General features: G+C 75.2%; 23 protein-coding genes, 2 pseudogenes and 2 riboswitches. Of the genes and pseudogenes, 15 read left to right on the plus strand and 10 right to left on the minus strand.

Features of this window, described 5'->3' with window-relative positions; all coding sequences use genetic code 11:
- Nucleotides 1-315: 315 nt before the first annotated feature.
- Nucleotides 316-594, plus strand: a pseudogene (locus ACIPSC_RS14090) (aldehyde dehydrogenase family protein); the annotation flags it as partial.
- Between the two features lie 47 nt (nucleotides 595-641).
- Nucleotides 642-758 (plus strand): annotated as a pseudogene (locus ACIPSC_RS14095) (aldehyde dehydrogenase family protein); the annotation flags it as partial.
- 51 nt (nucleotides 759-809) lie between these two features.
- Here the strand turns inward: ACIPSC_RS14095 and ACIPSC_RS14100 are convergent.
- On the minus strand, nucleotides 810-2270 hold the full coding sequence (locus ACIPSC_RS14100) for a glycine hydroxymethyltransferase (RefSeq protein WP_400825641.1): 1461 nt from the start codon (nucleotides 2268-2270) through the stop codon (nucleotides 810-812).
- A gap of 29 nt (nucleotides 2271-2299) precedes the next feature.
- Nucleotides 2300-2396: riboswitch (ZMP/ZTP riboswitch) on the minus strand.
- Between the two features lie 291 nt (nucleotides 2397-2687).
- Here ACIPSC_RS14100 and ACIPSC_RS14105 point away from each other — a divergent pair.
- The 3 genes from ACIPSC_RS14105 to ACIPSC_RS14115 all read left to right on the plus strand — a co-directional run bounded on the left by ACIPSC_RS14105 (nucleotide 2688) and on the right by ACIPSC_RS14115 (nucleotide 5298).
- Complete coding sequence (locus ACIPSC_RS14105; protein WP_400825643.1) at nucleotides 2688-3290, plus strand: EF-hand domain-containing protein; 603 nt, start codon at nucleotides 2688-2690, stop codon at nucleotides 3288-3290.
- A gap of 244 nt (nucleotides 3291-3534) precedes the next feature.
- Nucleotides 3535-4599, plus strand: a complete 1065-nt coding sequence (locus ACIPSC_RS14110) for a PhlD (protein ID WP_400825645.1) — start codon at nucleotides 3535-3537, stop codon at nucleotides 4597-4599.
- A gap of 195 nt (nucleotides 4600-4794) precedes the next feature.
- Complete coding sequence (locus ACIPSC_RS14115; RefSeq protein ID WP_400825647.1) at nucleotides 4795-5298, plus strand: flavoprotein; 504 nt, start codon at nucleotides 4795-4797, stop codon at nucleotides 5296-5298.
- A gap of 107 nt (nucleotides 5299-5405) precedes the next feature.
- On the opposite strand, the gene ACIPSC_RS14120 is transcribed toward ACIPSC_RS14115, so the two are convergent.
- Together ACIPSC_RS14120 and ACIPSC_RS14125 are read right to left on the minus strand one after the other, a co-directional pair.
- Nucleotides 5406-5981: a TetR/AcrR family transcriptional regulator gene (locus ACIPSC_RS14120; protein ID WP_400825649.1), complete on the minus strand. Its 576-nt coding sequence runs from the start codon at nucleotides 5979-5981 to the stop codon at nucleotides 5406-5408.
- Nucleotides 5982-6091: 110 nt separating this feature from the next.
- Nucleotides 6092-7126, minus strand: a complete 1035-nt coding sequence (locus ACIPSC_RS14125; RefSeq protein WP_400825651.1) for an EamA family transporter — start codon at nucleotides 7124-7126, stop codon at nucleotides 6092-6094.
- Nucleotides 7127-7400: 274 nt separating this feature from the next.
- On the opposite strand from ACIPSC_RS14125, the gene ACIPSC_RS14130 reads away from it, so the two are divergent.
- From ACIPSC_RS14130 to ACIPSC_RS14155, 6 genes are all read left to right on the plus strand, one after another.
- Nucleotides 7401-7814, plus strand: a complete 414-nt coding sequence (locus ACIPSC_RS14130; RefSeq protein WP_400825653.1) for a gamma-glutamylcyclotransferase family protein — start codon at nucleotides 7401-7403, stop codon at nucleotides 7812-7814.
- 215 nt (nucleotides 7815-8029) lie between these two features.
- Nucleotides 8030-9283 (plus strand): precorrin-6y C5,15-methyltransferase (decarboxylating) subunit CbiE, encoded by a 1254-nt coding sequence (gene cbiE / locus ACIPSC_RS14135; RefSeq protein ID WP_400825655.1) that lies wholly within the window; start codon nucleotides 8030-8032, stop codon nucleotides 9281-9283.
- Complete coding sequence (cobM, locus tag ACIPSC_RS14140) at nucleotides 9280-10041, plus strand: precorrin-4 C(11)-methyltransferase (RefSeq protein ID WP_400825658.1); 762 nt, start codon at nucleotides 9280-9282, stop codon at nucleotides 10039-10041. The genes cbiE and cobM overlap by 4 nt, the downstream gene beginning before the upstream one ends.
- Nucleotides 10041-10808, plus strand: a complete 768-nt coding sequence (locus ACIPSC_RS14145) for a cobalt-precorrin-6A reductase (protein ID WP_400826089.1) — start codon at nucleotides 10041-10043, stop codon at nucleotides 10806-10808. Before cobM ends, ACIPSC_RS14145 begins: the two co-directional genes overlap by 1 nt.
- 41 nt (nucleotides 10809-10849) lie before the next feature.
- Entirely contained in the window at nucleotides 10850-11353 is a 504-nt protein-coding gene (locus ACIPSC_RS14150; RefSeq protein ID WP_400825659.1) for a DinB family protein, read from the plus strand.
- Nucleotides 11354-11388: 35 nt separating this feature from the next.
- Nucleotides 11389-11895, plus strand: a complete 507-nt coding sequence (locus tag ACIPSC_RS14155) for a protein phosphatase (protein ID WP_400825661.1) — start codon at nucleotides 11389-11391, stop codon at nucleotides 11893-11895.
- Nucleotides 11896-11927: 32 nt separating this feature from the next.
- Here ACIPSC_RS14155 and ACIPSC_RS14160 read toward each other — a convergent pair whose 3' ends face one another.
- Nucleotides 11928-13457, minus strand: a complete 1530-nt coding sequence (locus ACIPSC_RS14160) for a UDP-N-acetylglucosamine 1-carboxyvinyltransferase (protein WP_400825663.1) — start codon at nucleotides 13455-13457, stop codon at nucleotides 11928-11930.
- Nucleotides 13458-13596: 139 nt separating this feature from the next.
- Nucleotides 13597-14736 carry a cobalt-precorrin-5B (C(1))-methyltransferase gene (locus tag ACIPSC_RS14165; RefSeq protein WP_400825665.1) on the minus strand — a complete coding sequence of 380 codons (1140 nt, stop codon included), beginning with the start codon at nucleotides 14734-14736 and terminating at the stop codon, nucleotides 13597-13599.
- Nucleotides 14737-14867: 131 nt separating this feature from the next.
- Here ACIPSC_RS14165 and ACIPSC_RS14170 point away from each other — a divergent pair, with 131 nt between their 5' ends.
- Together ACIPSC_RS14170 and ACIPSC_RS14175 are read left to right on the plus strand one after the other, a co-directional pair.
- Nucleotides 14868-15131 (plus strand): type II toxin-antitoxin system Phd/YefM family antitoxin, encoded by a 264-nt coding sequence (locus ACIPSC_RS14170; protein ID WP_400825668.1) that lies wholly within the window; start codon nucleotides 14868-14870, stop codon nucleotides 15129-15131.
- Nucleotides 15128-15388, plus strand: coding sequence for a type II toxin-antitoxin system RelE/ParE family toxin (locus tag ACIPSC_RS14175; RefSeq protein WP_400825671.1), 261 nt, complete (start codon nucleotides 15128-15130; stop codon nucleotides 15386-15388). Before ACIPSC_RS14170 ends, ACIPSC_RS14175 begins: the two co-directional genes overlap by 4 nt.
- A 65-nt stretch (nucleotides 15389-15453) precedes the next feature.
- Here ACIPSC_RS14175 and ACIPSC_RS14180 read toward each other — a convergent pair whose 3' ends face one another.
- From ACIPSC_RS14180 to ACIPSC_RS14190, 3 genes are read right to left on the minus strand one after another with little or no spacing between them, the layout of a single operon-like run.
- Nucleotides 15454-16971 carry a precorrin-2 C(20)-methyltransferase gene (locus ACIPSC_RS14180; RefSeq protein ID WP_400825673.1) on the minus strand — a complete coding sequence of 506 codons (1518 nt, stop codon included), beginning with the start codon at nucleotides 16969-16971 and terminating at the stop codon, nucleotides 15454-15456.
- Nucleotides 16968-17594: a precorrin-8X methylmutase gene (locus ACIPSC_RS14185; protein ID WP_400825676.1), complete on the minus strand. Its 627-nt coding sequence runs from the start codon at nucleotides 17592-17594 to the stop codon at nucleotides 16968-16970. The genes ACIPSC_RS14180 and ACIPSC_RS14185 overlap by 4 nt, the downstream gene beginning before the upstream one ends.
- A complete protein-coding gene (locus ACIPSC_RS14190) occupies nucleotides 17591-18805 on the minus strand; it encodes a hypothetical protein (protein WP_400825679.1) in 1215 nt (404 codons plus the stop codon). Before ACIPSC_RS14190 ends, ACIPSC_RS14185 begins: the two co-directional genes overlap by 4 nt.
- Before the next feature lie 144 nt (nucleotides 18806-18949).
- Nucleotides 18950-19035: riboswitch (cobalamin riboswitch) on the plus strand.
- Nucleotides 19036-19147: 112 nt separating this feature from the next.
- Between ACIPSC_RS14190 and cobN the strand changes: the two genes are divergently transcribed.
- Both cobN and lnt read left to right on the plus strand, forming a co-directional pair.
- Complete coding sequence (cobN, locus tag ACIPSC_RS14195) at nucleotides 19148-22762, plus strand: cobaltochelatase subunit CobN (RefSeq protein ID WP_400825682.1); 3615 nt, start codon at nucleotides 19148-19150, stop codon at nucleotides 22760-22762.
- A 177-nt stretch (nucleotides 22763-22939) separates the two neighbouring features.
- Nucleotides 22940-24559, plus strand: a complete 1620-nt coding sequence (gene lnt / locus ACIPSC_RS14200; protein WP_400825685.1) for an apolipoprotein N-acyltransferase — start codon at nucleotides 22940-22942, stop codon at nucleotides 24557-24559.
- Here the strand turns inward: lnt and ACIPSC_RS14205 are convergent.
- Both ACIPSC_RS14205 and ACIPSC_RS14210 read right to left on the minus strand, forming a co-directional pair.
- Nucleotides 24535-25299 (minus strand): VOC family protein, encoded by a 765-nt coding sequence (locus tag ACIPSC_RS14205; protein WP_400825688.1) that lies wholly within the window; start codon nucleotides 25297-25299, stop codon nucleotides 24535-24537. The two genes, lnt and ACIPSC_RS14205, sit on opposite strands and share 25 nt — an antisense overlap.
- A gap of 15 nt (nucleotides 25300-25314) precedes the next feature.
- Complete coding sequence (locus ACIPSC_RS14210; protein ID WP_400825690.1) at nucleotides 25315-26223, minus strand: NADP-dependent oxidoreductase; 909 nt, start codon at nucleotides 26221-26223, stop codon at nucleotides 25315-25317.
- Nucleotides 26224-26288 lie beyond the last annotated feature (65 nt).

Consider the following 26288-nt stretch of genomic DNA (forward strand, 5'->3'; position numbering starts at 1 on the left):
GCCCGCCCGGACTCGCCACCGGCACCACTGCCGAAGGCCCGAGTGCGCTGCAATCTACCCTCCGGTGACCGGAGTTGAGGAGCTTTTGCACAAGGAATCGGCCGCGACCCGTCAATCCGCCGGGAAGGGGCGAACGGTGGCATGGAAACGAAGGGGAACGCGCACCACCCGTCGCACGCCAACCTCCTGCGGCACCTGCGCACGCCGACGATCCGCCCGCGCGGGGCGGCGGAGGCGGTCTCCGGCCAGGTGGGACGCCGGATCCGGCTCTTGCGCAGGTCTGCCCGGCCGTCCTTGACCGGCCTCCGACCAGCGATGTCAGGAGAACCGCCGATCACACGAAAGGACCAGCCGGTGCAGCAGCACACGGACCACCAGCGCACGGAGGACGCCGTCCCGTACGGAACTCACGGCGACCAGTACATCGACGGCGGCTGGCACCCCTCGCTGGACACCGGCTCGATCACGGTGCTGAATCCGGCTACCGAGCGGGTGCTGGCCACCGTTGCGGCCGGCGGCGCGGCCGACGTGGAGCCCGCCGTCGCGGCCGCCCGCCGGGCCGCTCGGGCCTGGGGCGCGACCACCCGGGAGGAGCGGCTGGTCCCGCTCACCCGGCTGCGCGACGGCCTGGCCGCGCACCAGGAGGAGATCTCCGCCCGCTGGCCCCGTTCGGCGGTTACAAGAGCTCCGGCCCCGGCCGCGAGCTGGGCCGGCACGGCCTGGAGGAGTTCCTGCAGTGCAAGTCCCTGCAGTACTGAGCCGGCCGGCGCCGCCGGACGCAGGGCCCCTGCGTCCGGCGGCGCCGGGCGTCAGACCAGGTCCACGCCCGGGTAGAGCGGGAAGCCGGACAGCAGGTCGGCGGCGCGCTTGGCGACGCCCTCGCTCAGGGCGGCGTCCAGGGTGTACTGGGCCCTGGACGGGGCGCCCGCGGCGGTGGTGACCGGGGAGGTGCCGCGCAGGACGGTGTCGACCAGGGCGGCGACCTCGTCCATCTCGGCGGTGCCGAGGCCGCGGGTGGTGAGCGCCGGCGTGCCGAACCGGACGCCGGAGGTGTACCAGGCGCCGTTCGGGTCCTGCGGGACGGAGTTGCGGTTGGTGACGATGCCGGAGTCCAGCAGCGCGGCCTCGGCCTGGCGCCCGGTCAGGCCGTAGCCGGTGACGTCGGCGAGGACGAGGTGGTTGTCGGTGCCGCCGGTGACCAGCTTGCCGCCGCGCCGCAGCAGGCCCTCGGCGAGCGCCCGGGCGTTGTCGACCACCTGGTGGGCGTAGGCCCGGAACTCCGGGCGGCGGGCCTCCGCGAAGGCGACGGCCTTGGCGGCCATCACGTGCGAGAGCGGGCCCCCGAGCACCAGCGGGCAGCCGCGGTCGACGTGCTCGGCCAGCTCGGCGGCGCAGAGCACCATGCCGCCGCGCGGGCCGCGCAGGGACTTGTGGGTGGTCGTGGTGACGATCTGGGCGTGCGGCACCGGGTCGTGATCGCCGGTGAGCACCTTGCCGGCGACCAGGCCGGCGAAGTGGGCCATGTCGACCATCAGGGTCGCGCCGACCTCGTCCGCGATCTCGCGCATCCGGCGGAAGTTCACCAGCCGCGGGTAGGCCGAGAAGCCGGCCACCAGGATCAGCGGGCGGAACTCCTTGGCGGTGGCGCGCAGCGCGTCGTAGTCGATCAGGCCGGTGGCCGGGTCGGTGCCGTAGCTGCGCTGGTCGAACATCTTGCCCGAGATGTTGGGCCGGAAGCCGTGGGTGAGGTGGCCGCCGGTGTCCAGGGACATCCCGAGCATCCGCTGGTTGCCCAGCTCCCGGCGCAGCTCGGCCCAGTCCTGGTCGGTCAGGTCGTTGACGTTGCGCACCCGGGCGCGCTCCAGGGCCGGGCTCTCGACCCGCTGGGAGAGGACGGCCCAGAAGGCGGTCAGGTTGGCGTCGATGCCCGAGTGCGGCTGGACGTACGCGTGGTCGGCGCCGAAGAGGGCGCGGGCGTGCTCGGCGGCGATGGTCTCGACGGTGTCGACGTTGCGGCAGCCGGCGTAGAAGCGGCGGCCGGCGGTGCCCTCGGCGTACTTGTCGCTGAGCCAGTTGCCCATGGCCAGCAGGACGGCCGGGGAGGCGTAGTTCTCGCTGGCGATCAGCTTGAGCGAGGAGCGCTGGTCCTCGATCTCCTGGCCGATCGCGGCGGCGATCCGCGGCTCGACCTCGCGGACGGTGTCCAGGGCGCTGCGGAAGGCGGTGTTGGCGACGGCGCTCGCGGTGGTGTGGGGCTGCTGGGCGGCCAAGGCGGTCTCCTCGTGTCCTCGTGACGCGTTCGGACGGCCCAGGCGCTCGGCAACTTGACGTGGCGTTCCACGGAGCCGCTTCCCGATGGTTGATTCCATCCGTGCGCGCCAGTCGCGGCTCGCCCGGATCGTATCAACACCGGGGGAACGGCGGCGGCGGTCTCAGACTTCGGGACGGGCCGCCACTGTTGCCCCCCTGTTGCCGCCCCGGTTGCCCTCCCTGTTGCCGCTCCGGCCGCCCCCTGCCGCCCCCGTTCCCCGCCCCCGCCGGCCCGTGGCCGCGCCCGGCCGCAGCGCACCGCGAGGGTGCCCGGGACGTGCGGGGGCGGGCCGGGACGTGCAGGCGGGAGGCGGTGCGCCGGGCGTGCGTCCGCTCCCCCGGCGTTCGGCTGCGCGGCCGCCCCCGGAGGCACTAGCGTGCGAGCAGGAGTGATCACCAACCCCGAGGGGCCACTTGTGTCGGACGACCTGCTCATGGCGAAGATCCACCACGGCTTCGACCACCTCGACGCCGACGGCGACGGACTGCTGACCGAGCGGGACCACGTGCTGATGGGCCACTCGGTGGCACGTTCGCTCGGGCACCCGGAGGGGTCGGAGGCCGAGGCCTGGATCGTCCGCGCCTACCTGACGATCTGGCACGACCTGCACCTGGCCCACCTGCCCGCCGACACCCAGGCGATCACCCGCGAGCAGTTCGTCACCTCGACCAGCTCGCTCGCCGACGACCCGGAGGCCGCGCAGGCCAGCCTGGGCGCGCTGGCCGGGGCCTTCCTCGCCGTCGCCGACACCAGCAAGAGCGGGACGGTCGACGCCGGCGAGTTCTTCGTCTTCCAGCGCGGCCACTTCGCCGGGCTCTCCCGCGACGACGCCGACGAGGCCTTCCGGCGGCTCGACCGCGACGGCGACGGCCGGCTCTCCGCCGCCGAGTTCACCAGCGCCATCATCGAGTTCTGGACCAGCCGCGACCCCGAGGCGCCCGGCAACTGGTGGACCGGCCGGCCCCCGTTCGCGCGGTAGGGGCCGGCGGCGGCAAGGCCCCTCGGCCCTGTCCGACCCGCGTCCCGGGATGCGGGACCCGCGCGGCCGTCCGGCCGGGGCGGGCGGGACGGCCGGGTAGCGTGGGAGCGTCTGTGTCCGGGCGGGGGCAGCCGAGGACGGCACGGTGCGAGGCGGCGCACCGGCATTCGTCCGGCCGCCGCACCGGCGCCGGCTGCCGTGCCCGACCGGGCGCGGTACCGACCGCCTCCGAGGACTCCGCGCCATGCCTACCACCGCCTACCTCAGCCGTCCCGCCCTGATCGTCGGCCAATACGTCGTCCGGGCCGAACGGATCCGGGACGACATCCTCGCCCGCAACCCCGGCTACTCGGCGCGCCAGGCCCAGACCGTCCGGATGGCCCTGGGCAACCTGCCCGGCACCAGGCGGTACTTCCAGCCGTACGAGCTGGTCACCTCCCCCGACCGCACCGCCGCCGAGCGCAAGACCACCGTGATGGCCGACCTGCTGGCCGCCGCCGAGCGCGCCGTGGCCACGGCGATGGCGGACGCCGGGGTGACGGCCGACGACGTCGACTGCGTCATCGTCACCAGTGCCACCGGCGACGGCGTACCGGGTCTGGACGTCCAACTGCAGCAGCGAATCGGGCTGCGCCCCGACATCAGCCGCCGGCCGCTCACCCAACTGGCCTGCGCGGGCGGCGCGCACGTGCTGATCATGGCCGAGGAGTACCTGGCCCGGCACCCCGGGGCGGTCGTCCTGGTGGTCGCCGCCGAATCGCTCTCCTCGCTCTACCAGGACAGCCAGACCTCGATCGAGGACCAGATCTACAAGGCGCTCTGGGGTGACGCGGTGGCCGCGGCCGTCGTCACCGCGGAGCAGCGCACGCCCGGGCTCCGCCTCGACCACGCCTTCGAGTACACCATCCCGCAGACCACCGACCGGTACCGGAAGCTGACCGACGGGCGGGGGGACCACTTCGCCTCCACCCGCGCCTCGCTGCGCTCCGTCACCGACCTGGGCCCGGCGCTGCTCGACTGGCTGGACAAGCACGGCGGCCGGGAGCTGGACTTCGGCGTGCTGCACCCGGGCGGACCGGCGATCCTCGACCGGCTCGGCGTCCTGCTCGGCCTGGACGAGGAGTTCCTGCGCCACTCCAAGGGGGTGCTCGGCGAGGAGGGCAACCTGGGCGGCGCGACGATCTTCTCCGTGCTCGCGCGCACCCACTGCGCGCCCCCGGCGGACGGAGCGCGCGGGCTGGTCTTCGGCCTCGGACCGGGCGTCGCGCTGAGCGCCCTGCTCGTCGGCTGGGTCGGTCCGGCCGTCTGAGCGCGACAGCCCGCGTCGGCGGGCGGGCGCCGGGGTCCTGGGGTCGGGGTCATGCCGCCGCGGGGCCTGGGGCGGGCGGGCCGGGACCAGGATGATGGACCCGGCGGCGGCCCGCGAACGGCGCCGCCGGCCACGGCACCAGCACCAGCACCACCCACCCGAACCACCGCCGCCACCACGCCAGGGAGCCGACCCGTGCCCTTCCTCTACGTCGTCGTCTGCGCCTCGGGCCGCGCGCCCGAGGCGCCGGCGCTGATCGCCGCCGCCCAGGCCGAGGGCTGGGAGGTCGGCGCCGTCGCCACGCCCGACGCGCTCGCCCTCGTCGACGGGGCCGCGCTCGCCGAGCGGACCGGATATCCGGTCCGCTCGGCCTGGCGCAAGCCCGGCGAGCCGAAGCCGCTGCCGCCGCCGGACGCGATAGCCGTGGCGCCCGCGACGTTCAACACCGTCAACAAGTGGGCCGCCGGGATCTCGGACACACTGGCCCTCGGCATCCTCTGCGAGGCGTACGGGCTGGGCGTGCCGACGGCCGTGCGCCCCGTCCTCAGCCCGGCCCAGGCCGCCCACCCCGCGTACGCGGACAGCCTGGCGCGGCTGCGGTCGATGGGTGTGCTGGTGAGCGAGGACGGCGGCCTCACCGAGGTGCTGGGCCTGCTGCGGCCGGTCCTGGCGGCGGCCCGGGAGCGGGCGGAGGGCTGAGCTCCCGGGCAGGGTGCCCGGGGCACCGGCGCCGCGCGCCCGCAGGCTCAGGCGCGCGCCCGCAGGCTCAGGCGCATGCCCGCGGGCTCAGGCGCATGCCCGCGGGCTCAGGCTGCCGGGACGATCCGCTCGACCAGCGAGTCGATCAGCGCCCCGAGCCCGTCCGTGCCCAACACCTCGGGCAGCGTGAGGTGTTCGAGGATCAGGCCGGTCATCGCCAGGTAGAGCGCGACGACGGTCTCGCGGCCGCCCGGCATGCCTTCGCTCAGGTGGTAGGCGATGTTGGCCTCCAGCTCGTCCCGGATCGTGGCGGTGAGGGCGGTGCGCAGTCCGGGCCGGCGGGTGGCCTCCAGACGCAGCTCCAGCATGGCCAGGTAGCCGGCCCGGTCGGCGGTGATCCGGCGCATCAGATCGTGCATCAGGGCGGCCACCAGGGCGCGGTCGCGCGGGGCCCGCAGCAGTTCGGCGATGACGGCCGGGTCCGGGGTGAGGCGGTGGTGGATCTGCCGGGCCGTCTGGTCGAGCAGGTCCTCGCGGTTGGCGAAGTAGTTGGACGCCGTCCCGGTCGGGACGCCGGCCTGGACGTCGACCGCGCGGAAGGTGAGGCCGCGGGCGCCCTCGCGGGCCAGGACGTCGATGGCGGCATCGGTGAGGGCGGCACGGCGGGCAGGGTTCTGGGCCACGGCGCGGATTCTCCTTCAGCAGGCACGGGACAACCACTACAGCCAAAGCACTATAGCTGCAGTGGTTGAGTACGGGGCGCCGGGCTCGCCCGGGCAGCGCTCCCCGCCCCTCAGCCGCCGGAAGGCGTCCGCCGCAGTCCCCGCCACGGGGCCCGCCACGGCGTCCGGTCCGATGTCCTCGGCGCGCGGCTGCCGCTGACCACCAGGCAGACGCCCATCACCACGATCGCCCCGCCCGCCAGCGTGGGGCCGGTCAGCGGCTCGGCCAGGACCAGCCAGCCCAGCGCCACCGCCACCACCGGGTTCACGTACGCGTAGGTGGCCACCAGGGTGAGCGGTGCGGACTGCAGCAGCCAGGCGTACGCGGTGAAGGCGACCAGCGAGCCGACCAGCACCAGGTAGCCGAGCGCCAGCCAGGAGCGCGTGGAGAAGGCGGCCGGGTCCAGCCCGCGCTGTTCACCGCGCGCCAGTCCGAGCAGCACGTTGCCCAGCCCGCCCACGAGCATCTGGTAGGCGCTCGCCGTGAAGACGTTGCCCGGCATCGGGAGCCGCTTGGCGGCGAACGAGCCGGCCGCCCAGGTCAGGGTGCCGCCGATGACCGCGACCACGCCGACCGGCGCGATGCCCCCGCCCATCGCCGGCGCGGAGAGCACCGCGAGGCCGACCAGCCCGAGCAGCACTCCGGTCAGCTCGGCCGGCTTCGGTCGGTTCCCGGCCGCCGCCGTCAGCAGCACCATCCAGAGCGGGACCGCCGCGACCAGCAGCGCGGCCAGCCCGGAGGAGATGTAGTTCTCGCCGAGCACCACCAGACCGTTGCCACCGGTCAGCAGGAGCACGCCGACCAGGGCCGACGAACCCAGCTGCCGGACGTTCACCCGGAGTGCGGCCGTGCCGTGCCGGACCAGGACGACGCCGGCCAGCACCGACCCGGCCAGCACGAAGCGCGCCCCGGCGGAGAGGAAGCCGGGCATCGTCTCCAGCGTGATCCGGATCGCCAGATAGGTCGACCCCCACACCACGTACACCACGGCGAGCGCCGCCCAGACCGCACCGCCCAGCCGAACCGGCCCGCCCGCCGGGCCTCCGGCCTTCCCCGGGACGGCGTCGACGGGGGTGCTCGAAGGGCGCGAAACGGGAGCTGTCATGGGTGTCCCCCTCGGACGGTGCTGGCGGTTCACCCGTCATGACAGCGCATCAGCGCCGCGAGCGCCAGTAGATATCACCAGATGATCCGACCGGCCGGGCCGGCGACGCGACGCGGCGGGCGTACCGTGGGGCCCCGGAGCGCCGAGCCCGCGCGCTCGGGCCCCGTTCCCGCTCCTGTTCCCGCTCCTGTTCCCGCCCCTGCCTTCGCCCCCGTCACGACTCCTGCTCCGACTCCCCTCCCACTCCCGACCGGCCATCGGAGGTCCGCGTCCCGTGACCGCCCTGCCCTTCTTCGTCTACGGCACGCTGCGCACCGGGGGCGCCAACCAGGCCGTCCACCTCGCCGGGCGGTGCGCCGACGTCCGGCCGGCCGTGCTGGAGGGAGCGGTGCTGCACGCAGGGCCGGGGTACCCGTACGCGGTGCCGGACCCCGACCCGGAACAGCGGATCACCGGCGAGCTGGTGGCGATCCGCCCCGGCGCGTACGCCGCCGCGCTCACGGCGCTCGACCGGCTGGAGGACTGCCGGGACGACGGGACCGGCGAGTACGTGCGGCGTCGGCTGCCCGTCCGGCTGCCGGACGGGCGCACCGCGGACGCCTGGGTCTACCTGGCGGGCCCGGCGGTCGCCGCCCGGTTGCGGCTCCGCCCGGCGCCGGTCTCCTCCGGGGACTGGTTCCGGCGCTGACGGCCCGCCGGCGCTGACGGCCCGCCGGGGCGCCGCGCCCCCGCCGGGAGAGCCGCGGCCCGGAACGCCCGCAGTCGGGAGGGCCACGGTCCGGAGAGCCGCGGTCCCCGACCGGCGGGCGTACGCACCCTGACCTGCCCGAGGCCGTCTACCGCCAGGTAGGCTGCCCCGGCCACCCTTCGCCGACCCTTCGCCGACCCCCGAGGAGCCTCCCGGTGCCCGAGCTGCCCCCTCCGGTCTCCGTCGTCGGGATCGGGGCCGACGGCTGGCCCGGCCTCGCCGGCACCTCGCGTGCCGCCCTGCGCGCCGCCCAGGTGGTGATCGGCGGCCCGCGGCAGCTCGCGCTGCTCCCCGAGGACGAGGTGGCCGCCGCCCGGGTGCCGTGGCCGTCCCCGCTGCGCCCGGCCGTGCCGGGACTGCTCGCCGAGCACGCCGGCCGCCGCATCGCCGTACTGGCCAGCGGCGACCCGATGTTCCACGGCATCGGCCGCACCCTCGCCGAGACGGTCGGCGCCGACCGGCTGCGCATCCTGCCGCACCCGTCCTCCGTCTCCTACGCCTGCGCCCGGCTCGGCTGGCCGCTGGAGGCCACCGAGGTGGTCAGCCTGGTCGGCCGGCCCCTGGAGACCCTCGCACTCGCCCTGCACCCCGGCCGCCGGCTGCTCGTCCTCAGCGCCGACGCCCGCACCCCCGCCGCCGTCGCCGCCCTGCTCACCGCGCGGGGCCACGGCGCCGCCCGGCTCCGGGTGCTGGAGCAGCTCGGCGGGCCCGGCGAGCGGCAGACGGACGGCCGGGCCGACGACTGGCCGCACCCGCCCGGCGACCCGCTCAACCTGATCGCGGTCGAGCTGCCCGCCGACGGCCCCCGCGGCTCCCTCGTGCCCGGCCTGCCCGATGCCGCGTACGAGAGCGACGGCCAGCTGACCAAGCGCCACGTCCGCGCCGCCACCCTCGCCACGCTCGCCCCCGCGCCGGGCGAACTGCTCTGGGACGTCGGCGGCGGCTCCGGCTCGATCGCGATCGAGTGGCTGCGCGCCCACCGCGACAACCGGGCCGTCAGCATCGAGCGGGACCGCACCCGGGCCGAGCGGATCGCCCGCAACGCGGCCGCGCTCGGCGTGCCCCGGCTCCAGGTGGTCACCGGCCCCGCGCCGGCCGCCCTGGCCGGGCTCCCCACCCCCGACGCGGTCTTCGTCGGCGGCGGCCTCACCGCGCCCGGCCTGCTGGAGGCCTGCTGGGCCGCGCTGCCGGCGGGCGGCCGGATGGTCGCCAACACCGTGACGCTGGAGTCCGAGGCCCTGCTCACCGAGTGGTACCGCCGTCACGGCGGCGAGCTGCTGCGGATCGCCACCGCGCACGCCGTCCCGGTGGGCGGCTTCACCGGCTGGCGGCAGGCGATGCCGGTCACCCAGTGGTCCGCCGTCAAGCCCCACGACCCCCAGCACGACCTCCAGGAGGACGCCTCGTGACCGTCTACTTCATCGGAGCCGGCCCGGGTGCCGCCGACCTGATCACCCTGCGCGGCGCGCGCCTGCTGGCCCGCGCCGAGGTCTGCCTCTACGCGGGCAGCCTGGTGCCGCGCGAGCTGCTGGACGAGTGCCCGCCGGACGCCCGGCTGGTCGACACCGCCAACCTGGACCTGGACGCCATCACCGCCGAGCTGGTCGCCGCCCACCGGGCCGGCCAGGACGTGGCCCGGCTGCACTCCGGCGACCCGTCGGTCTTCAGCGCCGTCGCCGAGCAGATGCGCCGCCTCGACGCGGCCGGCGTCCCGTACGAGGTCGTCCCCGGCGTGCCCGCGTTCGCGGCGGCCGCGGCCGCGCTCAAGCGCGAACTGACCGTGCCGACCGTCGGCCAGACCGTCATCCTCACCCGGATCGCCAAGCGCGCCACCCCGATGCCGGAGGGCGAGGACCTCGCCACCCTCGGCCGCAGCGGCGCCCTGCTGGTGCTGCACCTGGCCGCCGGCTACGTGGACGACGTGGTGGAGCAGCTGCTGCCGCACTACGGCGCCGACTGCCCGGCCGCCGTGGTCGCGATGGCCAGCCGGCCCGACGAGCTGGTGCTGCGCGGCACGCTCGCCGACATCGCCGGGCAGGTGAAGGAGGCGGGGATCGTCCGCACCGCCGTGATCCTCGTCGGCCGGACGCTGGCCGCCGAGCAGTTCCGCGACAGCCACCTCTACTCCGCGGACCGCGAGCGGCCGCACGAGCCCTGCGGGGCGTGATGGCGCGTCACCTGCTGATCCTCGGCGGGACGACCGAGGCGCGGGCGCTGGCCGCCGCGCTGGCCGGATCACCGCTGCGGGTCACCAGCTCCCTCGCCGGGCGGGTCGCCGAACCGCGGCTGCCCGCCGGCGAGGTCCGGATCGGCGGCTTCGGCGGGCCGGACGGGCTGGCCGCCTGGCTGCGCGCCGAGCGGGTGGAGGCCGTCGTGGACGCCACCCATCCGTTCGCCGCGGCCATCTCCGGCAACGCGGCGCTGGCCGCCGCGGCGACCGGTGTGCCGCTGCTGGCGCTGCGCCGGCCGGGCTGGACCGCGGTGGCCGGGGACCGCTGGCACCCCGTGGCCGATCTGGACGCGGCCGCCGCCGCGCTACCGGCGCTCGGCCGGCGGGTCTTCCTCACCACCGGCCGGCAGGGCATCGGCACCTTCGCCCACCTGGACGGCCTGCACTTCCTGGCCCGCTCGGTCGACCCGCCCGAGCCGCCGATGCCCACCGCCCTGGACGTCCTGCTGGACCGCGGCCCGTTCACCCTGGACGGCGAGCGGGCGCTGCTGCGCGAGCACCGGATCGACGTCCTGGTCACCAAGGACAGCGGCGGCGCCGCCACCGCGCCCAAGCTCACCGCCGCCCGCGAACTCGGCCTGCCCGTGGTGGTCGTGCAGCGCCCGGCCCCGCCGGCCGGCGTCCCGGTCGCCGAGTCCGTACCGGCGGCTCTGGGCTGGCTCGGCGCTCACGGGTTGGACGGGAACGGGTCCGACATCCGATAAACCGCCTGCAGATGCCGGTTCCGGGCTGCCACGATGCTGCGATGAGCGACTTTCCACGCACCCGGACCGAGCAGACCGCCGACGAACGGGCCACCCTGGCCAGCTTCCTGGACTTCCAGCGGGACACCCTCGCCATGAAGTGCGCCGGGCTGACCACCGAGCAGCTGCGGGCGCGGGTGTTGGCGCCGTCCGATCTCTCGCTGCTCGGGCTGGTCCGCCACCTCGCCGAGGTCGAGCGCGGCTGGTTCCGGAACACCTTCAACAACGAGGCCCTGCCCGGCTTCTGGAAGCACCCGGACGGCAGCTTCGCCGAGTTCGACGTCGACACGGCCGATCCGGAGGAGGCGTTCGCCGTCTGGCGCGGCGAGTGCGACCACGCCCGGGAACTCGTCGCCGCCGCCGATTCGTTGGACGTCCTCGGACACCACGGCGAGGAGGCCTTCTCGCTGCGCTGGATCCTCACCCACATGATCGAGGAGTACGCCCGCCACAACGGCCACGCCGACCTGCTGCGCGAACACCTGGACGGCGAGACCGGCGAGTAGCCGGGGCGCACCGGAACGAGCGACGGAGAACCGAAATGCCGACCCGCCAGAAGGACCGCGACACCCCGGGGCCGACCGGGCGGTGGAGCGAGATCGCGCCCGGGCTCTGGATGGGCGGGCACTTCATCACCCCGCCCGGCCGACCGCTCGAACCGGTGCTCGTGGAGCGGGAGTTCGACCTGGTGGTGAGCCTCTTCACCCGGGCCGGGCACGGGCCGGCGCCCGGGGTGGAGCACCTCGTCCGGGAGGTGCCGGACGGGCCGCTCTCCGCCGGGCAGCTGCTGGCCGTCGGGGAGGCGGCGACGCACACCGCCGAGGCCGTCCGGCAGGGACGGCGCGTCCTGGTCCGGTGCCACTCCGGCTACAACCGCTCCGGACTGGTGGTCGCCCAGGCACTGGTGGAGCTCGGCCACCCGGCCGACCGGGCGGTGGAGCTGATCCGCGAGCGGCGCTCACCGTGGGCGCTGAACAACCGGCTGTTCGTGGAGTACCTGGCCAGCGGATTGAGCACAGCCGCGCTGCCAGCCGGCCTCGACGGGTGAGGCCGGCCGGCAGCAACAGGATTGACGTGCCGTCAGATGTCGCGGAAGGTCTCGATCTGGGCGCCGATCGAGTTGAGGCGCTCGGCGAGGTCCTCGTAGCCGCGGTTGATGACGTACACGTTGCGCAGCACCGAGGTGCCCTTGGCGGCGAGCATCGCGAGCAGGATGACCACGGCCGGGCGCAGCGCCGGCGGGCAGACCATCTCGGCGGCGCGCCAGCGGGTCGGGCCCTGGATCAGGACGCGGTGCGGGTCGAGCAGCTTGATGTCCGCGCCGAGCCGGGTGAGTTCGGTGAGGTAGATGGCGCGGTTGTCGTAGACCCAGTCGTGGATCATCGTGGTGCCGTGGGCGGCCGCCGCGATCGCGGCGAAGAACGGCACGTTGTCGATGTTGATGCCCGGGAAGGGCATCGGGTGGATGGTGTCGATCGGCGCCGTCAGCTTGGACGGGCGCACGGTCAGGTCGACCAGCCGGGTGTGGCCGTTGTGGGCGCGGTACTCGGGGGTGCGGTCGTAGTCGAGGCCCATGCCCTCCAGCACCGCGAGCTCGATCTCCAGGAACTCGATCGGCACCCGGCGGACGGTCAGCTCGGAGGAGGTGACGACGGCGGCGGCGAGCAGGCTCATCGCCTCCACCGGGTCCTCGGCCGGGGTGTAGTCGACGTCGCAGGTGATCTCGGGCACGCCGTGCACGGTGAGGGTGGTGGTGCCGATGCCCTCGATCTTGACGCCCAGCCGCTCCAGGAAGAAGCAGAGGTCCTGGACCATGTAGTTGGGGCTGGCGTTTCGGATGACGCTGACGCCGTCGTGCCGGGCGGCGGCGAGCAGGGCGTTCTCGGTGACGGTGTCGCCGCGCTCGGTCAGCACGATCGGCCGGTCCATCGGGGTGCCGGGCTCGACCGAGGCGTGGTAGGCGCCGCCGGTGGTGGCGACCTCCAGGCCGAACCGGCGCAGCGCGGTGAGGTGGGGCTGGACGGTCCGGGTGCCGAGGTCGCAGCCGCCGGCGTACGGGATGGCGAACTTGTCGGCGCGGTGCATCAGCGGGCCGAGGAACATCAGGACGCTGCGGGTGCGGCGGGCGGCCTCGACGTCCATCGCCGCGAGGTCGAGCTCGGCGGGCGGGGTGAGTTCGAGGTCGCGGCCGTCGTTGGTCCAGCGGCTCTTGACGCCGATGCTGGTGAGCACCTCAAGGATGCGGTAGACCTCTTCGATCCGGGCGACCTGCCGGATGGTGGTGCGGCCGGTGGTCAGCAGCGAGGCGCAGAGGATCGCCACGCAGGCGTTCTTGCTGCTGCGGACGTCGATCGCGCCGGAGAGCCGGGTGCCGCCGGCGACCCGCAGGTGCATCGGACCGGCGTAGCCGAGCGAGACGATCTCGCTGTCCAGTGCTTCGCCGATGCGCGCGATCATCTCAAGGCTGACGTTCTGCTTGCCCTGCTCGATGCGGTTGACCGCGCTCTGGCTGGTGCCGAGGGCCTCGCCGAGCTGGGCCTGGGACCAACCACGGTGCTGACGCGCGGTACGGATGAGGGTGCCGATACGGGTGAGGTAGTCGCCTGTCACCCGGCAGACCATATCTCATGGCTGAGATAGCACCAGAATCAAGGGCGGACACCGCGCCACATTTGTCCGTTTCTCACCCCGTATGGACGTCAGATCTTCACATCATGGCGATGGTTCATACCCTCCGGCAAAGGGACGGTCAGGCCGGCGCGGGCCCCAGCGGCTCCGCCCGGCCGACGACGGTGCCGGCCCGGTCGATGCAGATGACGTCCACCGCGACCGGCGAGCCGAGCAGCACGCCGAGCGCGGTGGCCCGGGCCGCCTCGGCGACCAGGTCGCCGAGCGGCACGCCGGCCGCGCGGCAGAGCTGGATGGCCTCCAACGCGGTGTTGGCGACGGCCACCGCCTGCACCAACTCCGGGCCCGCGCCGCCCTGGCGGGCCAGCTCCGCCAGGTAGCCCTTGTCCACCTGGGAGCGCGCCGAGTGCAGGTCGAGGTGGCCGGCGGCGAGCTTGGAGAGCTTGGCGAAGCCGCCCGCGATGGTGAGGCGGGGCACCGGGTGGCGCTTGAGGTACTTCAGGACGGCGCCGGCGAAGTCGCCCATGTCCAGCAGCGCGTCCTCGGGCAGGCCGTGCTCGGCGACGGCGACCTTCTCCGAGGTGGAGCCGGTGCAGCCGGCGACGTGGGTCCGCCCGGCGGCCCGGGCCACGTCGACCCCGCGCCGGATGGAGTCGATCCAGGCCGAGCAGGAGTAGGGGACGACGATGCCGGTGGTGCCGAGGATGGAGAGGCCGCCGAGGATGCCCAGCCGGGGGTTCCAGGTGGAGCGGGCGATCTCCTCGCCGTGGTCCACCGAGATCTCCACCACGACGTCCCCGGCCGCGCCGAACTCGGCGGCCACCTCGGCCACCGCGTCCCGCATCATCTGCCGGGGCACCGGGTTGATGGCGGGCTCGCCGACGGGCAGCGGCAGGCCGGCCTTGGTCACCGTGCCGACCCCGGGCCCGGCCCGGAAGACCACCCCGGAGCCGGGCTCCCCCGCCCACACCGTGGAGCGGATCAGCGCGCCGTGCGTCACGTCCGGATCGTCCCCGGCGTCCTTGACCACCCCGGCCGTCGCCCGCGGGCCGCCGGGCCCGTCCGCCAGCCGCTCCGCGGCCAGGGCGAAGGCCGGCTGCTGGCCCTTGGGCAGCGTGATCACCACCGGGTCGGGGAACTCCCCGGTCAGCAGCGCCTGGTACGCCGCCCTGGTCGCCGCGGTCGCGCACGCCCCGGTCGTCCACCCGTGCCGCAGTCCGCTGCTCCGCAGCTGCCCGGCCCGACCACCGACCTCACTCACGACCGCTCCTCGCCACGCACCCTGTTCCCGGACGCCCCCATCTTCCCTGCCCGGCCGGGCATCGACCCAGCTGGGGCGGCCGTCCACGCGGGAGCTTTTGTACACATGGAACACTTCCTACACTTGGCTCCATGAGCGAGCAGCCCGTGGAGTCGGTGTCCGTCCGTGAAGCCCGGGAGCACTTCGCCCGGGTGATCGATCGCGCCGAGCACGACGAACCCACGGTCATCACTCGGCGCGGTCGCGAGGTGGCCGCCGTCGTCCCGATAGAGCTACTGCGCGAGTACCGGCAGTGGGAGGAGCGGGAGCTGGCGCGTCTGATCGAAGAGCGCCGGAACGAGCCCACGTACTCGCTGGACGAGGTCATGGCCGAGACCCTGGCCAGGCCCGAGTGAAGTACACGACACGGTTCACGGAGTCCGCACGAAGCGAGCTGCAGAAGCTCTCGCGAGCCACCGCCATCACGATCCTGCGGAAGCTGGCCGAGCTGGAGCAGGACCCCTACGGCTTCCACACCACGGCCTTGGTCGGCTTGCCCGAGCACAGGCGGCTCAGGGTCGGCGACCACCGCCTGATCTACACCGTGGACAGCGGGCGGCTGGTCGTGTTGGTGATCCGGATCGGCCGTCGTTCAGCGGTCTACCGCGACTGAGAACCACTCCGGGACCGCCGCGGCCGGGGCGGGCCGGGGCGACGGCCCCGGCCCGCCCCCGGTGCTCACGCCTCCGGGTAGCGGCGCGGCGTCCAGACGACCTCGGTGGCGTTGCCGCGTTCGACGGCCCGGGTCTGGGAGGAGCCGATCAGCAGGATGGTGCGCATGTCGACCTGCGCGGGGTCCAGGTCGCCGAGGCGGACCGTGCGGATCCGCTCGGTCGGGCCGCCGACGTCGCGGGCCATGACCACCGGGGTCTCCGGCGCGCGGTACTCCAGCAGGAGGTCCCGGGCGCGGCCGACCTGGGTGGTGCGGGACTGCGAGCCGGGGTTGTAGAGGGCGAGCACCAGGTCCGCCTCGGCGGCCGCGCGCAGCCGCTTGGCCACCACGTCCCAGGGCTTGAGCCGGTCGGAGAGCGAGACCACCGCGTAGTCGTGGCCGAGCGGGGCCCCTGCGCGGGAGGCGGCCGCGTGGGCGGCGGTCATCCCAGGCACGATCCGGACCGGGACGTCCCGGTAGGCCTCCTCGCAGGCCACCTCCAGGACGGCGGTCGCCATCGCGAACACGCCCGGGTCGCCGGAGGAGACCACCGCGACCCGGTGGCCGCGGCGGGCCAGGTCGAGGGCGAACTCGGCCCGCTCGGACTCCACCTTGTTGTCGGAGCCGTGCCGCTGCTGGCCGGGGCGGACGGGCACCCGGTCCAGGTAGGTGGTGTAGCCGACCAGGTCGGTGGCGGCGGCCAGGGCGCCGCGCGCCTCGGGGGTGAGCCAGAGCGGGCCGGCCGGGCCGGTGCCGATGACGGTGACGCTGCCCGTGCCGTCGGTGAGCCGCACCTGCGGCTCCAGCGGCGCGACCTTGCTGGGCAGCACGGCCACCGAGAAATACGGCACGGTCTCCGCGTCCACCTCGGCCAGCGGCGCGGTGCGCTCGCCGTCCATGAAGGCGCGCTCGACGTACCGGGCGTCCTCCAGCCGGCCGGCCCGCTCCAGGGCGCGGCGGACGGCCGGGAAGGTCCGGCCCAGCTTCATGATCACGGCGGAGTCGGCGGAGGCGATCCGGGCGGTCAGCTCCTCCTCGGGCAAGGTACCCGGGATGACCGTGAGGGTCTCCTCGGCCTCGGTGAGCGGCTGGCCGAGCCGGGCCGCGGCGGCGCTGACGGAGGTGACGCCGGGGACCACCTCGGTCGGGTAGCGGTGCGCCAGGCGCTTGTGCATGTGCTGGTAGGAGCCGTAGAAGAACGGGTCCCCCTCGGCCAGCACGACGACGTCGCGGCCGGCGTCCAGGTGGGCGGCCAGCCGGGCGGCGGCCTCCTCGTAGAAGTCGTCGAGGGCGCCGCGGTAGCCGCCGGGGTGGTCGGTGGTCTCGACCGTGATCGGGTAGACCAACTTCTCCTCGATCTGGCCGCCCGTCAGGTAGCGCTCGGCGATCGACCGGGCGATCGAGCGGCCGTGCCGGGCGCTGTGGTACGCCACCACGTCGGCCTTGCCGATCAGTTCGGCGGCGCGGACGGTGACCAGGGACGGGTCGCCCGGGCCGAGCCCGACCCCGTACAGCCGGCCGGTGGTTGCCTGATCGTCCGTCACTCTTCCTCGCTCGCAATCGCGTTGATGGCGGCGGCGGCGATCGCGCTGCCGCCGCGCCGGCCGCGCACCACCAGGTGCTCCAGGCCGGACGGGTGCACGGCCAGGGCCTCCTTGGACTCGGCCGCGCCGATGAAGCCGACCGGGACGCCGATCACCGCGGCCGGGCGCGGCGCGCCCGCCTCGATCAGCTCCAGCAGCCGGAACAGCGAGGTCGGCGCGTTGCCGACGGCGACCACCGCGCCCTCCAACCGGGGCAGCCACAGCTCCATGGCGGCGGCGCTGCGGGTGTTGCCCATCTTGCGGGCCAGCTCCGGCACCGACGGGTCGGTGAGGGTGCAGACCACCTCGTTGTCGGCGGGCAGCCGCTTGCGGGTGACGCCGCTGGCGACCATGTTCACGTCGCAGAGGATCGGCGCGCCGGCGTGCAGCGCGGCGCGGGCCGAGGCGACCACGCCCGGCGAGTACACCAGGTCCTCGACCAGGTCGGTCATGCCGCAGGCGTGGATCATCCGCACCGCGACCTGGGAGACGTCCGCGGGCAGGGCGGCCAGCTCGGCCTCGGCCCGGATGGTGGCAAAGGACTGGCGGTAGATTGACGCGCCGTCCTTCTCGTACTCGATCACTTCGTGGTCCTCCGGGCCTCGGCGACCGCCTCGGCCATCTCCTCGTTCGTCACATCCACGGCGGTGCCGCGCCCCTGCGGCGCGCCCGCCACCGTCACCCGGTATCCCTGCCCGGTCGCGAGTGCGTCGACCCACTCCCCGGCCGGGTGGCCGCAGCGCCGCTCGCACCCCGACCAGTGCACCGGCAGGCCGGCGGCCGGGGCCGCCGCCAGCGCCCGGGCCGCGTCGGCCCGGACGTCGGCCAGGGACTTCGCGCAGCCCGGCAGGCCGGTGCAGGCGCTCGCGCCGTCCCAGGCCGTGCCGGTCGCGGTCCGGAAGCCGGCCGCGCCGAGGCCGGCCAGCCGCTCGGCGGGCGCGCCGGGCAGCACCACCGCGCGCCACGGGGTGAGCCGCAGCTCGCCCTCGGCCGCGTCGACCAGCGCCCGCCACGCGGCGGCGCCGCAGCGGCCGAAGCGCAGGCCGACCGCCAGGCCGCCGGGCAGTGCGCCGAGCGCCGGGGGCGCGGCGGCGAAGGCCGGCAGCTCGGCGGCGCCCGGTTCCAGCAGCTCGGGGACCTCCCGCAGGTGCCAGGCGGTACGGCCGGCGGCGCGCAGCGCGTCCAGGAACTCCCGGGCGGCCGCCAGCGCCGCGTCCACCGCCCGGTCGGCCGGCACCGGGCGCGCGGTGGGCGCGTTCCCGAGGCGCAGCAGGGCGGTGCCGGCCGGGCCTGCGATCAACGTCACATCGGCGTTCAGTGCGGCCACGTCCCCGCGCCCGTCATCCAGGACGAACAGGAACTTGCCGGACAGTCCGGTCGCCCAGGGGCTCGTGCAGAGCTTCGCGTCCAGCTCGCGCGCCCAGGCCCGCACGTCGGCGTGGCCGGTGCCGGGGCCGGGGGAGGCGACGATGTTGCGCACCCGCTCGTGGGTGTCCGAGGGCAGCAGTCCCACCGCCCGCAGCCGGGCACCGAGCTCGGCACCGCAGCCGGCGGCGAGGCCGCGCAGCTGGACGTTGCCGCGCGAGGTGACCTCCAGCCCGCCGTCACCGAGCGCCACCGCGGCCTCGGCCAGCGCGAGCGCCTGAGGTTCCGTCAGCAGACCGCCGGGCAGGCGGACCCGCGCCAGGGCGCCGTCGTCGGCGGTGTGCAGACGAAGGGCCCCCGGACAGGCGTCCGCGCGGCCCCGGTCGGGCGCGCCGGCGCCCGGCAGCGTGGCGTCGGGAGTCGGTGGCATGGCCGCGAGCATACAGATGATCCGATCGGTTGCCCCCGTACTCCAGGTCACACTCTCGGTCGCACTCCCCCAGCTCAGCCGCACCCCGTACGATGCTGCCGGGCGCCCCTCGCGGGCCGCCCGCACGCCAGCGACGGCGCAGGGGAGGAAACCGGTGCAAGCCCGGTGCGGTCCCGCCACTGTGACCGCGGTTCACCGGAGTTCCGGGCGGCCGCGGGAGCCAGGAACTCCTGCCGTCCTCCACCGCCCGGGGCGCGGACCCCGAGGAAGGCTTGAAGCCATGCGCCGCCGCATGCCCGCACTCGCGGTCCTGTCCACCGACAAGGCCGGGAGGGCCTTCGCATGATTCTGCTGCTGTCGACGTCCGACACCGACCTGCTCAGCGCCCGTGCCTCGGAGGGCCCGGTCCGCTACCGCCTCGGCAACCCCGCCCGGCTCACCGCCGAGGAGCTGCCCGAGCTGCTGGAGGGCACCGACCTCGTGGTCGTCCGCCTGCTCGGCGGCCGCCGGGCCTGGCAGGAGGGCCTGGACGCACTGCTGGCCGGCCCCCGCCCGGTGGTGGTGCTCACCGGCGAGCAGGCGCCCGACGCCCAGCTGATGGAGCTGTCCACCGTCCCGGCCGGCATCGCCGCCGAGGCGCACGCCTACCTCGCCCACGGCGGCGCGGCCAACCTGGCCGAGCTGGGCTCCTTCCTCTCCGACACGGTGCTGCTCACCGGCCACGGCTTCGCCCCGCCCGCCTCCGCGCCGGCCTGGGGGCCGCTGGAGCGCGAGGCCCGCACGACCGAGGGCCCGACCGTCGCGGTGCTCTACTACCGCGCCCACCACATGAGCGGGAACACCGCCTTCGTCGAGACGCTCTGCCGCGCCGTCGAGGACCGGGGCGCACAGGCCCGCGCCTACTACTGCGCCTCGCTGCGCGGCGCCGAGCCCGAGCTGCTGGCCGCGCTCGGCGAGGCCGACGCGATCGTCACCACCGTGCTCGCGGCCGGCGGCACCCGCCCGGCCGACGCCCAGGCCGGCGGCGACGAGGAGGCCTGGGACGCCGGCGCGCTCGCCGCGCTCGACCGCCCGATCCTCCAGGCGCTCTGCCTGACCTGGTCGCGGGCCCAGTGGGAGGCCAGCGACGACGGCCTCTCCCCGCTGGACACCGCCACCCAGATCGCGGTGCCCGAGTTCGACGGCCGCCTGATCACCGTCCCGTTCTCCTTCAAGGAGCTGGACGAGGACGGCCTGACCGTCTACGCCGCCGACCCCGAGCGTGCCGCCCGGGTGGCCGGCACCGCCGTCAAGCACGCCCGGCTGCGCCACGTCCCGGCCGCCGAGCGCCGGCTCGCCCTCGTCCTCTCCGCGTACCCGACCAAGCACGCCCGGGTCGGCAACGCCGTCGGCCTGGACACCCCGGCCAGCGCCGTCCGGCTGCTGGAGCGGCTGCGCGCGGAGGGCATGGACCTCGGCAACGCCCTCCCCGGGCTGGACGGAGCCGGCGAGGACGGCCACGAGGGCGACGCCCTCATCCACGCGCTGATCGCGGCCGGCGGCTACGACCAGGACTGGCTCACCGAGGAGCAGCTGGCCCGCAACCCGGTCCGCATCCCCGCCGCCGACTACCGCCGCTGGTACGCCACGCTGCCGCAGGCGCTGCGCGAGCAGGTCGAGGAGCACTGGGGCCCGGCCCCCGGCGAGCTCTACGTGGACCGCTCGCAGAACCCGGACGGCGACATCGTGCTGGCCGCGATCCGCTCCGGGAACCTGCTCGTGCTGATCCAGCCGCCGCGCGGCTTCGGCGAGAACCCGGTCGCGATCTACCACGACCCCGACCTCCCGCCGTCCCACCACTACCTGGCCGCCTACCGCTGGATCGAGGCCGCGCGCGAGGACGGCGGCTTCGGCGCCGACGCCGTCATCCACCTCGGCAAGCACGGGAACCTGGAGTGGCTGCCCGGCAAGACCGCCGCGCTCTCCGCCGAGTGCGGCCCGGACGCCGTCCTCGGCGACCTCCCGCTGGTCTACCCGTTCCTGGTCAACGACCCGGGCGAGGGCACCCAGGCCAAGCGCCGCGCCCACGCCACCCTCGTCGACCACCTCGTGCCGCCGATGGCCCGCGCCGACTCCTACGGCGACATCGCGCGCCTGGAGCAGCTGCTCGACGAGCACTCCAACATCGCCGCGATGGACCCGGCCAAGCTGCCCGCGATCCGCGCCCAGATCTGGACGCTGATCCAGGCCGCCAAGCTGGACCACGACCTCGGCCTGGACGAGCGCCCGGAGGACGACGGCTTCGACGACTTCCTGCTGCACGTCGACGGCTGGCTCTGCGAGATCAAGGACGCCCAGATCCGCGACGGCCTGCACGTCCTCGGCCAGGCGCCGGCCGGCACCGACCGGGTGAACATCGTGCTCGCCATCCTCCGGGCCCGGCAGATCTGGGGCGGCGTCAGCGCCCTGCCCGGCCTGCGCGAAGCGCTCGGCCTGGACGAGGCGGCGCTCACCCTGGGCGCCACCGACGCGGCCGAGGCGCAGGCCCGCGCCCTGGTCGAGGCGATGGAGGCCGAGGACTGGGCGCCCGCGGCGGTCGAGAAGGTGGCCGCCGGACTGCCGGCCGCCGTCGCCGAGGTGCTGACCTTCGCCGCCACCCAGGTCGTCCCCCGCCTGGCCGCCACCACCGACGAGCTGGACGCCGTGCTGCACGCACTGCAGGGCGGCTTCGTCCCGGCCGGCCCGTCCGGCTCGCCGCTGCGCGGCCTGGTCAACGTGCTTCCGACCGGCCGCAACTTCTACTCCGTCGACCCCAAGGCGGTGCCCAGCAAGCTCGCCTGGGAGACCGGCCAGGCCCTGGCCGCCTCGCTCGTCGAGCGCTACACCGCCGACAACGACGGCGCCTACCCGCCCTCGGTCGGCCTCTCGCTCTGGGGCACCAGCGCGATGCGCACCGCCGGCGACGACATCGCCGAGGCCTTCGCCCTGCTCGGCGTCCGCCCGGTCTGGGACGACGCCTCGCGCCGGGTCACCGGCCTGGAGGCGATCCCGCTGGAGGAGCTGGGCCGCCCGCGCATCGACGTGACGCTGCGCATCTCCGGTTTCTTCCGCGACGCCTTCCCGCACGTGGTCGCCCTGCTGGACGACGCGGTGCGCCTGGCCGCCGCCCAGGAGGAGCCGGCGGCGGACAACTTCGTCCGGGCCCACGTCCAGGCCGACCTCGCCGTGCACGGCGACGAGCGCAAGGCGACGGTCCGGGTCTTCGGCTCCCGCCCGGGCACCTACGGCGCCGGCCTGCTCCAGCTGATCGACAGCCGGGACTGGCGCACCGACGCCGACCTGGCCGAGGTCTACACGGTCTGGGGCGGCTACGCGTACGGCCGCGGCCTGGACGGGCGGCCGGCCCGCGAGGAGATGGAGACGGCGTACAAGCGGATCACCGTCGCGGCCAAGAACACCGACACCCGCGAGCACGACATCGCCGACTCGGACGACTACTTCCAGTACCACGGCGGCATGGTGGCCACCGTGCGCGCCCTCACCGGCAAGGCGCCGACCGCCTACATCGGCGACTCGACCCGCCCGGAGACGGTCCGCACCCGCACCCTGACCGAGGAGGCGGCCCGCGTCTTCCGCGCCCGGGTGGTCAATCCCCGCTGGATCGAGGCGATGCGCCGGCACGGCTACAAGGGCGCCTTCGAGATGGCGGCCACCGTGGACTACCTGTTCGGCTACGACGCCACCACCGGCGTGGTCGCCGACTGGATGTACGAGAAGCTGACCCAGGAGTACGTGCTCGACCCGACCAACCGGGAGTTCCTGGCCGAGGCCAACCCGTGGGCGCTGCACGGCATCAGCGAGCGGCTGCTGGAGGCGGCGAGCCGCGGGCTGTGGGAGCAGCCGGACCCGGAGCTGATCGAGCAGCTGCAGGCCGCGTTCCTGGAGACCGAGGGCGACCTGGAGGGCGACGAGGGCTGAGCCCGGCGCGCTCCGGGCGGGGCGGGGGCGGGGCGGAGGGCGGGACTGCCGGGCCCCGGCCGCCCCGCCCGGAGCGCGTTCGCCGCTCCCCGCTCATCCGGCCGTCCGCATTCCCGTCATCCATTCGGGTGACGGGAATGCTGGTGGCACCCCCCTGCCGAGCGGACAATACGGGGCATGTCCCGCCGCCTCGCCCTCGCCCGGCCCGCCCACGGTGCGGCGCCCGCCGCACCGGACCGCGACACCCGGGCCCACCGCTACCGGGCCCGGGCGGCCGCGCTGGCCGCCGGGGCGCTGCCCGTGCTCGCCTTCCCGGCCCCCGGCCAGGCCTGGCTCGCCTGGGTCGCACTCGTCCCCGGGCTGCTGCTGATGCAGCGGGCCCCCGGGTCCCGGGAGGCGGCGGTGCGCGGCTGGTGGTTCGGCGCCGGGTTCATCCTGACCGGGATGTACTGGCTGCTCCCGTCCATCGGGCCGGCCCTGCCGCTGCTCGCCGTGGTCTTCGGCGTCCTCCAGGCCGGCTTCGGCTATGCCGCCCACCGGCTGCTGCACCCGCCGCTGACCGCACGCCGCGCACTGCTCGCCCTGGCCGTCCTCCCGGCGGTCTGGCTGACCACCGAGTACGCGCGCTCCTGGCACGCCCTCGGCGGGCCGTGGGCGCTCCTCGGCGCCACCCAGTGGCAGCACCCGGCCGTCCTCGCACTGGCCTCGGCGGGCGGGATCTGGCTGGTCAGCGCCGCCGTGGTGGCCGTCAACACCGGCGTGCTGATCGCGCTCACCGCCGTCCGGTGGCAGCCGCGGGCCGTCGCCGCCCTGGCCACCGTGCCGGTGCTGGCGGCCGGCCCGGCACTGTTCGCGCTCCGCGACGCGCCCGCCCACGCCGGGGAGGCCACCGTGGCGCTGGTGCAACCCGGCATCGTCGAGGATCCGCAGGCCCGGTTCGAGGCGAGCGCCGCGGCCACCGCCGCGCTGGGCGGCCGACCGGTCGACCTGGTCGTCTGGGGCGAGTCCAGCACCACCGCCGACCTGGACCGCGACCCGGCCGCTCTGGCCGAACTGCGCCGGCTCTCCGCGCTGACCGGCGCCGAGGTGCTGGCCGGCGAGGACGCCCGCAAGGCCGACGGGCGGATCTCCAAGGACGCGGTGCTGATCTCGCCGGACGGGATCGTCGACCGCTACCGCAAGATCCGGCTGGTGCCGTTCGGCGAGTACATCCCGCTGCGCCCGGCGCTCGGCTGGATCGCCGGCGTGAGCCGGGCGGCCGGGGAGAACCGGGCACCGGGTACGGCGTTCCACCTGCTGCCGTCGACCGACCGCACGGGTGCGCCGCTGCCGGTCGGGGCGCTGGTCTGCTTCGAGTCGGCCTTCCCCGACATGGCCCGGGCGGCCGCGAACGACGGTGCCCGGGTGCTGGTCTACCAGTCCTCGACCTCGACGTTCCAGCGCACCTGGGCCCCCGAGCAGCACGTCTCGCTGGCCGCGATCCGCGCCGCCGAGACCGGCCGCCCGGCCGTCCAGGCCTCGCTCACCGGGGTCTCTGCCGCGTTCGACGCGCAGGGGCGCGAGCTGGCCCGGCTCGGCACCGGGGGCACCGGCACGCTGACGGTCCGGCTGCCGCTGACCGCCGCCACGACGGCGACCTGGTACGACCGGGTCGGCGACGTGGTGCCGGCGGCGGCGCTGCTGGTCACCGCCGTGGCGGCGGTGACCGCCGCAACGGCCCGGTTCCGCCGGCCGTCGGAGGGGGAGGCGGAAGGGGCAGGGGCAGAGCCGGATCAGCCCTCGGGGCCGGCCGCGTAGATGCCGAAGGCCGCGCCCATCGGGTCGCGCAGGACGGCGATCCGCCGCTCGTTCGCCATCGAGACCGGCGGCATCAGCACGTCGCCCCCGAGGTTCCCGGCCCGGAAGGTCGCCACATCGGCGTCCGCGACCGCGAAGTACGGCAGCCAGTGCGGCGGCACCTGCGGCGGGAAGCGGTCGTCCATGGTGAGCATGCCGCCGAAGTCCTCCCCGGACAGGCCCCACTGGGTGTACTGCTCGGACGGGTTCACCGACCAGCCGAAGACCGCCGGGTAGAAGGCGCGGGCACCCTCCGGGTCGCGGGTGAGCAGCTCCACCCAGCCGAGCGCGCCGGGCTCGTTGAGCACCTCGGCGCCCAGCAGCGCGCGCGGCTGCCAGAGCGCGAACACCGCGCCGGACGGGTCGGCGGCGATCACGAACCGGCCGAAGTCCAGGGCCTCCATCGGCGCGACGATGAGGCTGCCGCCGGCCTCGGTGATCCGGGCCGCGGTGGCGTCCGCGTCGTCGACGGCGAAGGAGATCGTCCAGGCCGTCGGCTGCCCCTCCCCGTAGAGCGGGCTGATGGCGGCGGCGACCTTCCCGTCCAGCTTCATGAAGGTGTAGCCGCCGGCCTCGGGCCGCTCGTCGGGCTCGGCCTGCCAGCCGAAGATCTCGCCGTAGAACCGCTGGGCGGCGAGCGGGTCGGCGCTGCCGTGCTCGACCCAGCACGGCCCGCCGACGGTCACGCTGTTCTGCTTCATGTCGTCGCTCCGCTCTCAGCCGACTTCGAGGATCAGTTTGCCGCGCGCGTGCCCCGACTCGACCAGCGCCATCGCCTCGGCGGCGTGGGCGAGCGGGTAGCGGCCGGTGATGTGCGGGTCCAGCTCGCCCGCCGCCACCAGGTCGGCCAGCGCGGCGAGCGTGGCCGGGGTGGTGGAGCGGGTGATGTAGCGGCCGCCGAGCTCGGCGGCGGTGTCCGGGTCCGCGGTGGACACCAGCTTCGACCGGTCCGCCAGCGTCGCGGCGGCGGCCCGCAGGGCCTCCCCGCCGACCAGGTCGAGGATGCCGTCCACGCCGTCCGGTGCGGCCGCCCGGATTCGCTCGGCCACGCCGTCGCCGTAGCGCACCTGCACCGCGCCCAGGGATTCCACGTGGGCGCGGTTGGCGTCGCTCGCCGTACCGAGGACCCGGATGCCCCGGCTGCGGGCGATCTGGGCGGCCGCGCTGCCGACACCGCCCGCGATGCCGAGGATCAGCAGCGTCTCGCCGGAGCCGACCCCGACGTCCCGGACGCCGTCGTCGGCCGTGGCGGCCGCCACCGAGAGCGTGGCCGCCTCGGCGAACCCGATCCCGCGGGGTTTGACCGCGCTCATGTCGGCACGCAGCAGGGTCTGCTCGGCGAAGGCACCGGTGGCGGCCACCCCGAACACCTCGTCGCCCGGGGTGAAACCGGTGACGCCCGGCCCGATCCGCTCGACCACGCCCGAGGCCTCCTGCCCGAAGACGGCCGGGAGCTCCCGGTTACGGCCCAGCAGCCCGCGGCGGATCTTCCAGTCCACCGGGTTCACCCCGGCCACCCGCACCGCGATCCCCAGCCGGCCCGGGCCGGGCTCCAGCACCGGGCGGTCCAGGAACTCCTGAGTCTCCGGCCCGCCGTAGTCGACGAACCCGAACGCCTTGGCCATCCTCGATCCACTCCTCGCTCGGCCGCACTCCCCCGGCCCAGCATGCGGCCCGGCCGCGGCCCCGG

It is taken from the genome of Kitasatospora sp. NPDC090091, assembly GCF_044747365.1.
Classification (GTDB): Bacteria; Actinomycetota; Actinomycetes; order Streptomycetales; family Streptomycetaceae; genus Kitasatospora.

Bases quoted from the DNA above. Each gene is read 5' to 3' on its own strand.
- ACIPSC_RS14210 (WP_400825690.1), bottom strand. From the start codon at position 26,223: ATGGCCAAGGCGTTCGGGTTCGTCGACTACGGCGGGCCGGAGACTCAG.
- ACIPSC_RS14145 (WP_400826089.1), top strand. From the start codon at position 10,041: ATGGCGCGTCACCTGCTGATCCTCGGCGGGACGACCGAGGCGCGGGCG.
- ACIPSC_RS14170 (WP_400825668.1), top strand. From the start codon at position 14,868: ATGAGCGAGCAGCCCGTGGAGTCGGTGTCCGTCCGTGAAGCCCGGGAG.
- ACIPSC_RS14155 (WP_400825661.1), top strand. From the start codon at position 11,389: ATGCCGACCCGCCAGAAGGACCGCGACACCCCGGGGCCGACCGGGCGG.
- cobN (WP_400825682.1), top strand. From the start codon at position 19,148: ATGATTCTGCTGCTGTCGACGTCCGACACCGACCTGCTCAGCGCCCGT.
- lnt (WP_400825685.1), top strand. From the start codon at position 22,940: ATGTCCCGCCGCCTCGCCCTCGCCCGGCCCGCCCACGGTGCGGCGCCC.
- ACIPSC_RS14110 (WP_400825645.1), top strand. From the start codon at position 3,535: ATGCCTACCACCGCCTACCTCAGCCGTCCCGCCCTGATCGTCGGCCAA.
- ACIPSC_RS14125 (WP_400825651.1), bottom strand. From the start codon at position 7,126: ATGACAGCTCCCGTTTCGCGCCCTTCGAGCACCCCCGTCGACGCCGTC.
- ACIPSC_RS14190 (WP_400825679.1), bottom strand. From the start codon at position 18,805: ATGCCACCGACTCCCGACGCCACGCTGCCGGGCGCCGGCGCGCCCGAC.
- ACIPSC_RS14150 (WP_400825659.1), top strand. From the start codon at position 10,850: ATGAGCGACTTTCCACGCACCCGGACCGAGCAGACCGCCGACGAACGG.
- ACIPSC_RS14205 (WP_400825688.1), bottom strand. From the start codon at position 25,299: ATGAAGCAGAACAGCGTGACCGTCGGCGGGCCGTGCTGGGTCGAGCAC.